Annotated in this window: 9 protein-coding genes; 8 read left to right on the plus strand and 1 reads right to left on the minus strand. The window is 43.1% G+C overall.

Annotated features, from left to right (window positions below):
- Positions 1 to 554: 554 nt before the first annotated feature.
- Together CSV68_RS05285 and CSV68_RS05290 are read left to right on the plus strand one after the other, a co-directional pair.
- Complete coding sequence (locus tag CSV68_RS05285) at positions 555 to 1,805, plus strand: CAP and S-layer homology domain-containing protein (protein WP_099661597.1); 1,251 nt, start codon at positions 555 to 557, stop codon at positions 1,803 to 1,805.
- Between the two features lie 89 nt (positions 1,806 to 1,894).
- Positions 1,895 to 3,070 carry a S41 family peptidase gene (locus tag CSV68_RS05290; RefSeq protein WP_099661598.1) on the plus strand — a complete coding sequence of 392 codons (1,176 nt, stop codon included), beginning with the start codon at positions 1,895 to 1,897 and terminating at the stop codon, positions 3,068 to 3,070.
- 55 nt (positions 3,071 to 3,125) lie between these two features.
- Here the strand turns inward: CSV68_RS05290 and CSV68_RS17050 are convergent, their stop codons facing one another.
- Complete coding sequence (locus CSV68_RS17050; RefSeq protein WP_143560987.1) at positions 3,126 to 3,332, minus strand: hypothetical protein; 207 nt, start codon at positions 3,330 to 3,332, stop codon at positions 3,126 to 3,128.
- Between the two features lie 415 nt (positions 3,333 to 3,747).
- Here CSV68_RS17050 and CSV68_RS05295 point away from each other — a divergent pair, with 415 nt between their 5' ends.
- The 6 genes from CSV68_RS05295 (at position 3,748) to CSV68_RS05320 (ending at position 15,644) form a co-directional block, all read left to right on the plus strand.
- Positions 3,748 to 5,040 (plus strand): nucleotide sugar dehydrogenase, encoded by a 1,293-nt coding sequence (locus CSV68_RS05295; RefSeq protein ID WP_099661599.1) that lies wholly within the window; start codon positions 3,748 to 3,750, stop codon positions 5,038 to 5,040.
- Entirely contained in the window at positions 5,037 to 5,747 is a 711-nt protein-coding gene (locus CSV68_RS05300) for a WecB/TagA/CpsF family glycosyltransferase (RefSeq protein WP_099661600.1), read from the plus strand. Before CSV68_RS05295 ends, CSV68_RS05300 begins: the two co-directional genes overlap by 4 nt.
- 505 nt (positions 5,748 to 6,252) lie before the next feature.
- Complete coding sequence (locus CSV68_RS05305; RefSeq protein ID WP_099661601.1) at positions 6,253 to 9,075, plus strand: S-layer homology domain-containing protein; 2,823 nt, start codon at positions 6,253 to 6,255, stop codon at positions 9,073 to 9,075.
- A gap of 1,352 nt (positions 9,076 to 10,427) precedes the next feature.
- Positions 10,428 to 11,564 carry a M20/M25/M40 family metallo-hydrolase gene (locus tag CSV68_RS05310; RefSeq protein WP_099661602.1) on the plus strand — a complete coding sequence of 379 codons (1,137 nt, stop codon included), beginning with the start codon at positions 10,428 to 10,430 and terminating at the stop codon, positions 11,562 to 11,564.
- Positions 11,565 to 11,947: 383 nt separating this feature from the next.
- Positions 11,948 to 12,199, plus strand: a complete 252-nt coding sequence (locus tag CSV68_RS05315; RefSeq protein ID WP_099634113.1) for a hypothetical protein — start codon at positions 11,948 to 11,950, stop codon at positions 12,197 to 12,199.
- 73 nt (positions 12,200 to 12,272) lie between these two features.
- On the plus strand, positions 12,273 to 15,644 hold the full coding sequence (locus CSV68_RS05320) for a DUF6359 domain-containing protein (RefSeq protein WP_233192860.1): 3,372 nt from the start codon (positions 12,273 to 12,275) through the stop codon (positions 15,642 to 15,644).
- The last annotated feature ends 81 nt before the right edge of the window (positions 15,645 to 15,725 follow it).

Raw genomic sequence — 15,725 nt, forward strand, 5'->3', positions numbered from 1 at the left:
CTATCCAGACAGAACTCCGCTCTATGAAGTCGAAAATCCGCTCATACCCATCGGCCAACCGCTCGTGAGGGGACCCTGCTCTCCTAAACTCCAGCACGCTCAATGTTTCCCGCTATCCGCTCAATCTTCACGTCGATCCGCTCTATCCAACCCACTCAATGCTCTATCCACCCAATTAAACGCTCTATCCAGACAGAACTCCGCTCTATGAAGTCGAAAATCCGCTCATACCCATCGGCCAACCGCTCATAAGGTGACGCTGCTCTCCTAAACTCCTGCACGCTCAATGTTTCTCGCTATCCGCTCAATCTTCACGTCGATCCGCTCTATCCAACCCACTCAATGCTCTATCCCCCCATTCAAACGCTCTATCAAGCTAGTAATCCGCTCAATCCGGACAAATATCCGCTCATACCGACCACCCAACCGCTCATAAACCAGCCTCACATCCACCCCCAATCGACAAAAAGCAAAATCATCTAACATATTTCACCAATACCCCTACCAAAACACCTGCCAAATCCCGTATACTTTAACAAAAGGAGGACGTTTATATGAGTCTAGTTAATAACAAAATATTATTCTTAAGTACTATAGCTACGACGGTCGCGGTATCTGCAATGGGAATCGCTAATCCTGTACCGGTTGAAGCCGCGAAGGCCGTGACTTTTAAAGACGTGCCCGAGAAACATTATGCCTACGATGCCGTTACGTATATGGCAGCCAATGACATCATTAAAGGGTATGCCGACAATACATATCGTCTGAACAAACCGGTCACGCGAGCTCAGGCGGCCAAGATGATTGCGGTTTCCATTGGGGCGAAACCAAGCCATGCGTATAAAATGGATTTTAAGGATGTAACGAAAGACAATGGGTCGTATGAGCATATCCGCGCGTTGACACAGCGGGGCTTGTTTAAGAACGCGGAGAAATTCAATCCGAATAAACCACTAACTCGCGGACAAATGGCGAAACTATTAGTCCTTGGCTATCACATCGTCACGGATGATAATGATTTTATTATTTTTGATGATGTCCATAAGAGCAGTGGGGCATATGAATACATTATTACGATTGCCGAGCTCAATATCACTACGACGCGTCCGGGTGGGAAGTTCAATCCAAATGACCCAGTCACGCGTGGCCAAATGGCGGCATTCTTGTACCGCACGATGCAATTTGATGAAAATCGCAAAAGTGGATTGATTACGTATGATAATCAAAAGAAGGGTTATGTCGATAAAGATAAAAATTTGATTAAGCCGAATCCTGATAATCAAAAACCGGCACCTGAAAAGCCAAAGCCAGTACCACCGAAGCCAGCACCTGAAAAACCGAAACCAGTACCACCAAAGCCAACTCCAAAACCACCAGCGCCAAAACCGACACCTGTACCGCCTAAACCAGAACCGGTGCAGCCTTCATTAGCGGCACAGTCAATCATCAATGTGAACCTTAAAAGAAAAGACGCCAAAGTTGGCAATTTGCTAGCGGATCCCGCACTCAACCGAATTGCTAGTGCAAGAGCAGAAGATTTAGCGAAACTTGGAGAACTGTCGCATATCACGCCAACATACGGAACGACTGAGGAATTGCTTGGGAAGTTCGACTATAGCTGGACGGCATTCGGTGAAAATATTGGTGGAGGATTCACTGACGCGATGGAAATCACCAATGCTTGGTTAGGGTCGCCTGCGCATAAGGAGAATCTCCTAAGTCCGGTATTTACGCATATGGGAGCAGGCACGGCACCCGATCCAGATGGTAAAATCTATTGGGTGACACTATATTCGAAAAAATAATTATAGTTAGCCGCTTAACCGCTGGTGTATAGGGTATAGTGAAAAGATACATACTTTTACCAACCCCACCGAATAAAGGAGGAAGCGCAATGAAACAAACCCTTATTGCAGTAGTAGCTATTTTCGCCTGGCTCTGCATAACACCCGTCACCGAAGCCGCGACTCTTGACGAAGTGAAAGAAATTGTCGATTTGTACTATTATGGCGACCAGCCTACTAATCTTCGCAGTGCGAGAAATGTCACCGAAGTCGTACGTCAGCTCGATGAATACTCGGTGTACATGACGCCAGCTGAATATAATGAGTATCTCAATCAATACGCAAGCGTCAAAGCACCCACGCAAGTCGCAGCTATCCCGGCGCCGTACAATCAAGATAATGTGAGTTCACATATGATGTACGGAAACGTCGGGTATTTGAAAATCAAGACGTTCTCAGCTCATTTACAAGAAGACGTCAACGCCCACTGGGGACGTTTGAAAGCGGCAGGAGCGGAGAGATTAATTCTCGACTTACGTTTTAATGGTGGCGGCTACGTAGACAGCGCCGAACAATTACTTGGCTTCTTCCCGAAAGTAAAAGAAGCGTACAAATTGCAAACGCGCATGGGTACACAATCAGGTAACGTCGTCCCAGCGAAAAATCAATTCCCAGTAGACACATACGTACTCGTCAACCGCTACTCAGCGTCCGCTTCTGAAATTGTGGCAGTCAGCCTCAAAGACCAAAGCGCAGCGAACGTAGTAGGGGAGACGACAAAAGGAAAAGGTAGCGTCCAGTCGTTATTCGAATTAGAAAACGGCGGCGCACTAAAACTTACAACCGGTCACTACACAGGACCTAAAGGAACGCCCGTACAACATAAAGGCGTCGAGCCGAATATCAAAATGAAATCAGGCACAGAGCATACAGGTATGCACAAACGTCTTGTCACATCAGACTTAGTTGCAAAAGGTTATAAGTTGACCAAAGGACCAACTGACGTACCGCAATCAAAAGTATTCAATGTAGAGTTCACGCAAAAAATGAACTTCGGTCCAGCGAAAAGTTTTAACAAGATGGAACTTGTGAAGTTCGGAAGCGTCTCAATACAAACGGCTAAAAAAGCTAGTGATGAGAAAACGATGACGATCCAGCCAGCGAGACCGATGGCGCTTGGGGCTGAGTATATGCTCGTAGTTCACCCGGGCATAGCAGGGGCTAACGGGTTGAATGTGGTGAAGGGGACGTATACACCTTATACCGTGCAAGTGCGAGCTAAATAAGTTGGTCGTAATGAATGGAAGTTGGTATACTGTATAGATAGAATAGATTTAAACCTTATGTACTTCTATTAGATGGAGTGACGGATAAGGCAACGTGGATCGACGCTGCAGGCGGACGCTTTCCCATGGGCTCGCGGTGAGCCAACCAGTTCGCTACGCTCTCTTTGGTTGTCTCACCTGATCGAGCTGATCCATCGGGAGAGCCGTTACGAAGAACGGCTTTTGCGAGTGTAAGCGCAGCGTTAGGAGCACATCTTTGCACTCGCCGCCTTCCGCTTACGATCCACTGTGTATTCTTTTGGAGTTTTTGAGGAAGAGCGTAAATACTAGTGTACTCTATCATTTTTAAAGCAACTATTAAAATCCAGGGATGAAGAGATTCATCCTTTCTCTTTGAGTTTAAATGTATTGAGATCTTGAACTGAAGACCTCGACACAAAGAAAAAAGGGGTAGCTTTGTGCCACCACACTGTAAGTAGGATCGGAACGAAAGGCGGCGACTCCCGCGGGAATAGCATGAGCCTTGAGACCCCGCAGGGAGCAAAGCGGACGAGGAGGCTCAAGCCATGCCCGCAGGAAAGCGTCCGCCTGTAGTGCAGATCCAATACCCAATCCAAAGTCTACCCAGGCTTTTACTAACCACAACCTAAATTAAGAAAGCGAAGGTATCATACACTATGGAAAAGAAATTATGCGTAGTAGGCCTAGGTTATATCGGCCTCCCAACTGCCGTCATGTTTGCAAACAGCGGCCTGCAAGTACACGGCGTCGACCGTAACGAACGCGTCGTCAATCTCATCAACAACAAACAACTACATATAGAAGAAAACGGCCTGCAAGAGCGTTTGGAGAAAGCCGTAGACGCAGGACACTTCCAAGCATCGACTACACCAGTAGAAGCAGATGTCTACATCATCGCGGTCCCGTCACCGATCAACCCGGACAACACAGCGAACTTGGAATTCATCCGTGCGGCAACCGCATCGATTGTGCCATTCGTCAAAAAAGGCGCGCTGGTGATCTTGGAATCAACAGTCCCACCAAAGACTGTCGAAAACATTATGTTGCCTGAATTACGTAAAACGGATCTAATCATCGGTGAAGAGCTATTTGTCTCTCACTCACCTGAACGCGTCATTCCAGGTAAGATCTTCGAAGAACTCGTCAACAACGACCGTATCGTTGGCGGAATCAATGCGAAGTCAGCAGAAATGACGAAAGATCTTTACAAAGTGTTCGTCAAAGGAACGATCCATCTAACGGACGCTACTACAGCAGAACTCGTTAAAGTCATGGAAAACACGTACCGCGACGTAAACATTGCATTCGCAAATGAACTAGCAAAAATAGCAGAAGGTATCGACGTAGACATTTGGGAAGCAATTAAGTTTGCAAACTTCCACCCACGCGTCAATATCCATACACCAGGTCCAGGCGTCGGCGGTCACTGTATCGCAGTCGATCCATGGTTCTTAGTGGAACTAGCACCTGAAAAAGCGGACATCATCAAAAAAGCACGTCTAACAAACGATGGTATGCCAATGTATACGGCGAAGCGCGCACAGCGTTTGCTACAGGAATACCATATCGAAAACGGTAAAGTGGCGGTTCTTGGTCTTGCGTTCAAAGGCAACGTCGACGACATGCGCGAAAGCCCATCAACGAAAGTCATTGATTCACTGCTAGAACTTGGTCTTGACGTCGTATCATTCGATCCGCATATCAAGGAATTACAACATTCGACGCAAGTTGCTACACTTGAAGAAGCAATCGGTACTGCTGATCTTCTTCTATTAACTACAGACCATGACCAATTCAAGGAATTGAATCCAGCAGAGTTGCAGACGAAGCAGCCGAGACCGATCATGTTGGATACGAAAAATGCTCTCCAAGCAGATAAATGGGAGCAAGCGGAATATCGCTTCTTCAAATTAGGAGATGGCAAAAAAGAGGGGCAGCTATATAAATGAAAGAAGAAATACTAGGCGTCTCCGTCAACACCGAGAACTACGATGACCTCATTCCAAAAGTCTTTGAGAATATCGAAGCAGGAAAGAAATCACTCATCGTGGCGATCAATCCGGAAAAGCTCATGAAAGCAAAAGAAGATCCAGAGCTGAAAGCATTACTTAACCGAGCGGAATTTCAAATTCCGGATGGCATTGGCGTAATTCTCGCATCTAAGCTAAAAAAAGGTCAGATCCGATCTCGTGTTACAGGAATCGACATGATGGACCGTGTCGTACAAGAAGCAGCAGTGCGAGGAAAACGTATTTTCCTCTACGGCGCGAAACCTGGAGTGGCGGAAGAAGCAGCAGCAAAATTACAAGAGATGCATCCGAACATTCAAATCGCCGGTGTTCAGCACGGCTATGAAAAAGATGTACAAGTCGTACTCGACACGATTAACCAAGCGAAACCAGATATACTGTTCGTCGCAATGGGTTCACCGAAGCAAGAACAGTGGATTGAACAACACCGCGATCAGCTACATCCGGTAGTATTCCAAGGAGTAGGTGGATCCTTCGATGTGCTAGCAGGGAATATTAAAAGAGCGCCGGCAGCATTCCAAAAAGCAGGTGCTGAGTGGCTATATCGATTGTTGCTTGAACCAAGTCGGATCAAGCGTCAGATGAACTTGCCGAAGTTTTTGGTTGAGGTATATAAGAAGAAGTAAGAACCGGATTAGGTGTTTTTCACTCTAAGTGGGGGATGAATCGGGAGGATAGGTTTTCCCCTCCCGTTCCTCTTACATATTCACTACCCTAGCTATATTACTATCTTGTAATCTAGTTAAGTTAATGATAGAATCACACTTGTAAGAATAATTTCCTCATTGTATATAGCACAATATGTGCAAAGCGTTACGGTTGGTTGACCGCAAACAAAAAAGCTTGAACAGTTCCCATCTGTTCGAGCTTTTTTGTTTGTTTAAAAACATATGTATTGCTAAATAACTATATCGAGCAATACATAAAAAGATATTAATATTTCTATAGACTATTTATCCGATAGAATATGAGTCGAATTACTTGGAAAAACTCACTATTAGACTATCATGTGTACTAATATTTAATTGACTTTCAGCTTGTTCTTATCTATACTTTAATATGTAATGCCTACTACTTTCATACATAGGTAGTAACTGGCAAAAACAGAATCATCAAGGAGGAAATTATTTAATGGCTAACCAACCAACGAAATATCGCAAGTTTGTAGTAGGGGCTGCTTCAGCTGCACTAGTAGCATCAGCAGTAGCACCAGTTGCATTCGCGGCTGAATTTACAGATGTAAAAGACAACAACTCACACAAGGCGGCAATCGACGCACTTTCTGACGCTGGTGTAATCTCAGGATATCCAGACGGAACGTTCCAACCGAACAAAACTCTTACACGTTCTGACGTTGCAAAGTTAATGGGTAAATGGTTGATCGCACAAGGATATAAAGTGCCAACTGATTACAAAACTAACCCACGTTTCACAGATTTAACTTCTAAATCTAATGATGAGCTTCTACAAATGGCTGCAATAGTAAAAGACAACGGCGTATTCAACGGTAACGATGGTAAGCTTTTACCAGCTGACAACATTACTCGTGAAAACATGGCTGTTGTATTAGTGCGTGCTTTAAACACACTAAATGACTTCGACCTAGTTGCTTATGTAAAAGAGCAAGACTGGAAAAAGGATGTTACAGATCTTAATAAAGCAAAAGCTGAAGCACGTCCGGCTATTGACGTATTAGACTTCTTCGATATCACAAACCCAGCTGCACCAGTATTCAACCCAAAAAATACAACAACTCGTGGACAGTTCGCATCATTCCTTTACAAGGCAGCAGAAACGAACTATGACGAAGTGAAAGCTGAAGATATTAAAGTTGCATCTGCAAAGGCAACAGATTCTAAAACAATCACAGTTACATTTAACAACGCTGTGAAGGACACTTCAAAAGCTAACGTTGAATTGCTTCGCGGGACGTTCAAGCAAAATGCTACAGTTAAATGGGCTGACGATAAGAAATCTGTAACTTTAGAAGTTCCTGGACAACTTCAGACTGCAGATTACACAGTGAACATCACTGGCTTAACTGAAAAACCACTTACTAACACAGTTAAAGTAGAAGCACAAAAAGTTGATTCTATCGAAATCTTGGATGATTTGGCAGTACTAAGTGCTGATGGCAAAAAAGCTACAGTATCATTCATCGTAAAAGATCAATATGGTGTAGATGTCACTACAAACTCTAATTTCAAGGTCACTACTGGGGATACTGATAATCAGAAGATTGTAGGAAATACAGTAGAAATTACAAACGGAACATCTGAAATTAAAGCGGATTCAAAAGTTCCAGTAGTACTAATTCATCAAGCAACAGGCGTTACAGCAACTAAAGTTGTAACTGTTTCTAAAGCATCAGCAGTAATGGAAATTGGTGTTAAAGGAATCTATGATGAAAAAGGTAATACAGTAACGTTGAATGAAGATACAACAGGTAAACAATACCTAGTGCTTAACTTGGTTGACCAATACGGAAAGAAAGTTACAGATGCAAAAGCTGTTGAAAAAATGATCGTAACTAATACTAATTCAAGCGTATTAACACTAGCAGCGAAGCCTGAAATCAAGAAAATCGGTAACGCTAACGAAGCAGTTGTAGAAATCTCTGACATTAAGAAAGCTGGCGCTACAAAAGCTATCCTAATTTCTTCTGCAAATGGAGCTACAGCTAACTTCGATATCGCAGTTGCTGAAACTACACGCACAGACGCTGTTGCATTATCAAACCCTGAAAATGCAATCCTTGGTGAAGACGTTCTACTTCCACTATCTGTACAAGATAAAGAAGGAAAACAAATCACGGATCTAAAAGTATTGAAAGCTGCAGTTAAAGGAATCAGCGTTACAAATGGTGAAGTTGTTGTTAAAGACGGCAAAACATTCGTAAAAGCAGATACTGTAAACAAAAAAGCAGGAGACTACGTAACGGTACTAGTTATCTCTTCTACTAATAAAACTGCTTCAGTTAACGTGAAATTGGAAGCTGCTGCAGTACCGACAATCATTACTGGCGTTAAATCTCCACTAGTGGTTAAAGGAACTAAAACTGTAACAGCATCTGATTTAATCGTTAAAGATCAGTATGGCCGTGACCTTGCAGCTGCAAAAGTTGGAGATTTCACAGTTGAGCAAGTGAATACAAACTCAGATATCCTTTCAGTAAGCGGCAAAGACATTACTGGTAAGAAAAACGGATCTGACAAAGTAAAAATCCAATTAGCTGGTAAGCCAGATTCAGCAATTGAAGTATCTGTTCAAGTAACTGACGGTAAAGAGTTCAAATCTTATGAAGTAAAAGAATTAGGACTTCTTGATGTTAAAGCTGAAAAAGCAAACCCATTAGCAATTTCCGGTGTACTTGCAGATGGCGGTAAAGTAGCACTTAATGCTAATGATTACAAAGCAACTACAAACATTTCTGGAGTAAAAGTTGTAGATGGCAAATTAAGTGTTGCAGCTAAAGATCTTGAAGCTGTATTTACAGTTGACGGTAAAAAAGTTTCTGAGCGTGATGTTAAAGTGACATTCACAATCAACAACGACGGTTCAACAGTAGAACAGACGTACAAGATTTCTAATGCAGCTCCAGTAGTAAAAGACTTCATCTTCACTTCAGAACAATCTAATGTAGAAGTGGCGAAAGAAATCACTATGCCTGTAGATGCAAAAGGTACTTTCACTATTGCAACTGCAATGCAAAATGACAAGGTTATCCAAGTGGTAACAACTGATCAGTTCGGAGCGAAAGTTCTTAAAGCGACTCCTGATACAGCTAAGGTAACAATCGTACCTGCAAACGCTTCTGAAGTGAACATCACAAATAACGGTACGTATGCAGCTCAAGCACAATTGGCTGATAATGTATCTAAAGCTGAGTTAACTGTAAAAGTTAATATCGGTGGAATTACTAAAGAAGTAAAAGTAAACTTGACTCCTCAATAAAACTAAACGAAACGTTACTATATAAGCTAGTGTACTAGCGAAATTAGTGGAATTTGACCTCATAGACTATACTTTAATTAGTTTTTGTTCTATGAGGTCATTATTCTAACTGTTATGTTCCAATTATTCGGTGAAGTTCCGATTCTTGCCAAACAGTCTATATGCAAGTGCCTAATCCTCCTGGGTCCAGTGATGCGCTGAATTCGCAAAAGGGACTAAGTCAGGTGAAGTCGTACTCAGTCGAACTGAGGCGGGGCTCTTTAAAAGGCAACTACGGTCAGGAAGACGAATCCGTGTAGGCAGGGTGAGGTAGTGGGTGTCGCGAAATTAAGCTAGGGGTTCGGCACTCATCCTATGATCTGAAATGGTAATAGGAGATTAGTATAATTGACTGTTAAACTAGTCTTTCTCACGCCTGGATAGTGGAGACCTACGGTTGTCAAAACAAGGGATGGACGTAACGGAACGTTTGAAGTCTTGTCGGAAGAGGTGTTTCAGCACCGAAGATGCCGGTAAGATGGCAGCGGGTTCATAGTAGTGTCGATCGTCAGCCGTTTGGACTTGCATGGTAACATGTGAGGAGGATAAAACTGGCGGGAGCGAAGGAACCTAGTCAGTGGTAGTTATTCTAATAAGCTTATTTCCCCAAATCTAAGCTTTGTAAATGCAATAGAGCCCAATCAGTATTTTCTGATTGGGCTTTACTGTTACATAATTTATAGGCATATACGCATTAATTGTCTATTCCGGGTAGGGTACACGATGAAACAGTCAATAAATTAGAGTGTCAAAACTGCTGACACACTCGGTATACGATCAAAATCTCCTTACAGCATTATTGGTCGCGGGAGTCGGGAAAAGCGATGTGCAACTAAAATCGATGCTTTTTCTACTAAAGTAAAGACTTTATTAAAGAATCAGCCTTCTGATCGTTCACACGGTTAGAAGGCTGATTGATATTATCAAACATAAAACACAAAAGTAAGCGCTACCATAGGCGGTATTATCTACTTTGATAATAAAAAGTAAAAGTAGCACATTAACTCGTTACTTTGCTCATGTTTTCTTCGGGTATCGAAAGAATCAATTTCGTATTAAAACAAACAATTCTTTATATTGTTATTGTAAATAAATATGGATGTACTATACTTGTTTTGGGGAAGTAAGATAATACTGGAAATAAACTGACGGCACGCCGTATGCGATCAAAGTCGCTTGTGCGGTGTAGGCCCTATCGAAAGCCGCTTGAAGCGGTATAAGACGGGAATAGCGAGGAAGCAAATGCAATAAAGAACTTCATTAAAGCGTTTAATGTAAACTCAGCATTCGCTGATACGGAAGCGCTTACAAAAATGGGTCCTAGAGTAACGGGGACACAAGCAGAGAAAGACGCATTTAAAATGATTGCTGACCGTCTAAATGAATACGGTTACAAAGTAGAACGACAAGAGTTTGACCTACCTGAAAAGAAAGAATCGGTGTTTACACTTGGGGATAGCCTGATTGCGAGTGCAGTAGCGAATAATTCCGTAGCGACAGACGCTAACGGTGTGACGGCACCTCTATACTTTGCGGAGTTTGGAGAAGAATCCGATTTCAAACCAGAAGCAGTAGGTAAAATCGCGTTGATCGCAAGAGGTGGAGGCGTAACGTTCCAAGATAAAGTGAATCGTGCGCAAAATGCTGGTGCTGTAGGTGTAATTATTTATGACAACGCAGAAAAAGAAACACCATTGAGTTATTCTGCAACATCTACCATTCCGGCACTTGGGATTACAAAAGCACAAGGTGAAGCGCTGAAGGAGAATTCTACTGACAATGTGAATATCAAGGTCAATGTGTTAGGAAAAGAGACTTCAGAAAATATCATTGCGACGAAATATCCGGCTAACGGTAGTAAAAACAGCGAAATAGTTTATATTTCAGCGCATGTTGACAGCGTCCCGGGTGCGCCAGGAGCGAATGACAATGCGGCAGGTACAGCGGCGGCGCTCGAGTTGGCACGCGTGTTAAAGGATCAGCCGTTAGACAAGGAACTTCGTATTGCATTTGTCGGTGCTGAAGAGATTGGTCTGGTGGGTGCAAGAGTATATGCACAATCACTAAGTGCTGGAGATGTCTCTCGTAGTATTGCAAACTTCAATATGGATATGGTGGCGACAGCATGGGAACCTGCAACAGCTATCTATACGAATACGGTAGATGGTAAACCGAACTTGGTTACGGAATCAGCAAACAAAGTAGCTAAAATTATTGGTACGCCATCAGAGCTTGTGTTGTTCAAACGTGGATCTTCGGACCATGTGGCATTCCACGAAGTTGATATTGCGGCAGCAAACTTTATCAGAAGAGAGCCTGGAACACACAACTTGGAGCCGTACTATCATAATGAGACTGATGTGATGGAACACGTGAGTAAGGATCGACTAAAAGAAATGATCGATTTAGTTGGTGGAGCAGTTTATAGCGTAGTTAGACAGCAGAAGTAAATTGGTTTTATAGGTAGGTTTAGAAGAAGTCTTCTAGTCGTGCATGAACGATTGGGAGACTTCTTTATATTCGAGATTACTTGTACAATCCGTGAAACAGTCTATTCTTTACGATAGTCAGTAGTTAGGAACTATCTTTAGCATGGGTATGCCTTTCTGGAATTTCTTTATATACGTTTAGGTTGAGTTCTGAGTAAACTAAATAGTCAATTATTATCATTGCTTGTTTCCAATCTATTGTAATAGAGTAAGGATAGGGGAAATAAAGTGTAGAAAACTGCCGCTGATGGCACGCCGTATGCGATCAAAGTCGCTTGTACGGTGTAGACCTGTATGAAAGCTGCGAGTATGCAGTATAAGGCAGGAATAGCAAAGATCAAACGGTGAATGGAAGCGCGTTTTCAGGTACGGAAAGTACTCCGAAAGTGTATCCAGGTAATGTAACGGTTTCTGTCACGGATATGGATAGCTTGGAAAATGCTATTGTAGGGGGGGATCTCATTCTAACCGGTACTGCTGGAGAGTCACTATCATTCTCCAACATTCAGGTCGGAGGCAATCTAGATGTATCAAATCTGGATGGAGATTTGTTTAATTTTGACGGTGTAGATGTCAAAGGCGATACCATTTTGTAAGTACCAAACAAAGCCTTCTGTATTTCAGAAGGCTTTATCTATCTACCTAACTAATGAAATCGAGGTGTGGTAATTGAAAGGTAAAAAAGTATTGCGTATGAGCCTGATGTTTATCTTGGTGTTTAGCTTGGTCTTGCCGACGACTCCAATGGTACAAGCTGCGACCGGAGCAACAATCGCTGTAAAATCGGGAACTATCACAGTTGAAGAGGCGCGAGCGAATAATGAAGGAACTGCGACCGTCTCTGGATATATTGTAGGGTTTGTTGTATCTGCGACAAATGTTGTACCAGTTGCAACGGGAGATACGAACATAGCCATTGCAAGTAAAGCGGGTGAAACGGACGTTACGAAGATGTTGTTTGTTCAGCTTCCAACTAATTTACGCAGTGAATGGGGCTTGCAAACAAATCCTGATTTAGTAGGACAGCAAGTTCTTGTAACAGGTAATTTGAAAGCGTACTTCACCAGTCCTGGATTAAAAGATACATCTGCCATCACTTTCGCAGATGCCCAACCAGAACCGGAACCAGTGGAAGTCATTAGTATTGCAGCTGCTCGTGCTAAGTCGATCGGCGAAACGGTTTCAGTGAAAGGAACAGTTACTGCTCGACTGAAAAACTCCATCACGATTCAAGATGGCGAGGCAGGTGTCACGCTACGTCCTACTAGCTTAGATGCGCAAATAGGCGATAAAGTAACAGTTGTCGGGAAAGTGGCTGAATATAAAAACTTACTGCAGATTGACGGAGCACAGCTAGTGGAGAAGACCGCAGGCGCAGTACCGGAAGCAAAAGTACTCACAGGTGACGCTGTTGGAGAAGCGGTAGAATCTCAATTGGTCACAGTGAATAATCTTACGCTTTCCGATAAAGAAGCGGGACCAGGCTGGGCGAACTTTGCTGCAACAGACGGTAAGGGAGACTTGCTCGTTCGGGACGAAAACGACGACTTAGGCTTAGAAGCAGGGATGACCTATGACTCGGTGACAGGTATCGTTCAGCAATTTGAAGATAGCTATCAGCTCATCCCACGGGATGAGCTCGATATCGTAGCAGATGTTACGGTAGTGAGACCAGTCGGAGCGAGTCCCGGTAGTGGAACATTTGTAGAAAACGTAGAAGTGTCGTTGAAAACGAGAGAGTCGGATGCAACGATCTACTACACGTTGGATGGATCAGCACCCACAATTAATTCGAAGAAATATACAGGGCCATTCCAATTAACGAAAGATACACAACTACAAACGATGGCAGTAACACGTGATGGCCGTACGAGTGTAGTTCAAGTGTATGATTATACGATTACAGATGCATTACGCATCCATGATATTCAAGGCGAAGGCCATGAGTCTCCGCTTAATGGAAGTGCGGTCGAGGGAATCGAAGGAATTGTGACCTATAAATTTGTATTGTCGGGTTCTACGTATTATCACATCCAAACGCCAGACAACGAGCGTGACGGCAATTTGAAAACGTCGGAAGCGATTGTGTTGTATAGCGGGCGTGATGCGTGGAATTTAAATACGGGTGATTTAGTTGAAGTGGATGGACAAGTAAGTGAGTACGCCATTGACGGATATGCCGATCGTCAGCAAACAGATTTAAAAACTACACAGATAAATGTACGTGAAGATCAGGGCGGTCAAGTCCGTGTAGTCAAGAGGAATGTGGAACTCCCTGAACCGTTTGTAATTAATGAAAGCAATTTACCAACAGATGCCGTACTAAGTGAAGGTCTAAAAGAATTTGATATTGAAACATATGCAGGGGATTTCTGGGAAAGCCGTGAAGCAATGCGTGTCGAAGTGGGCGATATAAAGTCGTTAGGCCCCCAACAACACGGTGACCTAACGACTGTCCTAGAAAGTCGTAAAACCGAAACGAAAAGCGGTGGCGTTCTTTTAAAGAAAGATCAACCGAATGCAGATTTGATTCAATTCCGTTTAGAACCGAACGATGAAGCGAGAAACTTCGAAGTGGCGACAGGTGATAAATTCAAAGGGCCGATCGTCGGAGTAGTAGGCTATTCATTCCAGAACTACAAGATTTACGTAGATTATGGAGAAATGAAAAAGAAATTTGTTAAAGGAGATGCGGTTCCTGAGACGACTACGATTGTGAAGAATAACAAAAAGCTGACAATCGCTTCGTACAACTTGGAAAACTTCTCGAACAACAAGAGCACGACATCTAATGATAAAACACAAAAACTAGCACGTGCATTTGCGAAGGATATGCATAGCCCCGCCATTGTAGGGGTAACAGAAGTGCAAGATAACAACGGTCCGGATGCTGGCGGTCCTGAAGCGAATGAAAGTTATGAGCGCTTGATCGATGCGATTGTTACAGCGGGAGGCGTTCAGTACGAGTATGTCAACATCGATCCCGTTAATAATCAAGACGGTGGACAGCCGAATGCGAATATTCGCGTAGGCTTTTTGTACAACCCTGAACGGGTGAAACTTAAAGATGCTCCACATGGTGATGCGATGACGGCGCTAGGATATAAAGATAATGGATTAACGATGAATCCGGGTAGAATTGATCCGTCGAATCCTGCATTTACTAGTAGCCGTAAACCTATAGCAGCGGAATTCACGTTTAATGGAGATGACGTCATTGTCATTGGAAACCACTGGAATTCAAAAGGTGGAGATACACCGATCTTCGGTGCGATTCAGCCACCTGTCTTAAAGAGTGAAATTCAACGTAAACAAATTGCGCACATCATCTATGATTTCATCGCAGATGTGAAAGAAAAGAATCCGCATGCAAATATTGTTTCACTTGGTGACTTTAACGACTTCCAGTTTGCGGATGCACTCAAGATTCACGAAGGAGAACTGATGACGAATCTGGTCAATAAAGTACCGGAAGACGATCGGTATTCTTATGTATACCAAGGAAACTCCCAAGTACTAGATCACATATTGGTTTCGAATAATATGGTGGAAGAGGCAGAAGTGGATATGCTCCACGTAAACGCGGACTATACCGATATGGCGGGTCGTGCAAGTGATCATGATCCAGTGATGGTACAAGTCGCATTAGTCAGTTCGTCACCAAAAGTAGAGAAATTCTATAACTTCAAATCATTTAAGACGAATAAGCTGATCATTAATAAGACAAGCGTCGATGTACAGTTGGACGGCCAATCCGTTATCCGTGAAGTTATTTTGTTTACGGGTAGTTATGCGAAGTTCCAAGGAGAAGGATTTAAGAATGTGACTGTGCATGTAAAACCAGCTCAGGCAGAAGCTATTATCGACTTTGCAGGTACGCATGTGAAGAAAGTAATCATAGATGGAAAGAACGTGAAAGAAATTCGTGGTGCTGAAAACGTTCAAGAAATTGAGTATATGAATGGTGCTTCCGCTGAAACAGTGAAAATAGTGAAAAAGAAAGAGGAACCCGTTGCGGTTTCTCTTTCTTTTTTTATGTAACTACGGTGGTTCTGAATTCTCAGTACGTAAACCCTCGAAGCCAGACAAATAACACTTGTCCATTACAAGAAATACACTATA

It is taken from the genome of Sporosarcina sp. P29, from assembly GCF_002743265.1.
Taxonomy (GTDB): domain Bacteria; phylum Bacillota; class Bacilli; order Bacillales_A; family Planococcaceae; genus Sporosarcina.

Bases quoted from the DNA above. Each gene is read 5' to 3' on its own strand.
- CSV68_RS05305 (WP_099661601.1), top strand. From the start codon at position 6,253: ATGGCTAACCAACCAACGAAATATCGCAAGTTTGTAGTAGGGGCTGCT.
- CSV68_RS05295 (WP_099661599.1), top strand. From the start codon at position 3,748: ATGGAAAAGAAATTATGCGTAGTAGGCCTAGGTTATATCGGCCTCCCA.
- CSV68_RS05310 (WP_099661602.1), top strand. From the start codon at position 10,428: ATGGGTCCTAGAGTAACGGGGACACAAGCAGAGAAAGACGCATTTAAA.
- CSV68_RS05300 (WP_099661600.1), top strand. From the start codon at position 5,037: ATGAAAGAAGAAATACTAGGCGTCTCCGTCAACACCGAGAACTACGAT.
- CSV68_RS05285 (WP_099661597.1), top strand. From the start codon at position 555: ATGAGTCTAGTTAATAACAAAATATTATTCTTAAGTACTATAGCTACG.
- CSV68_RS05290 (WP_099661598.1), top strand. From the start codon at position 1,895: ATGAAACAAACCCTTATTGCAGTAGTAGCTATTTTCGCCTGGCTCTGC.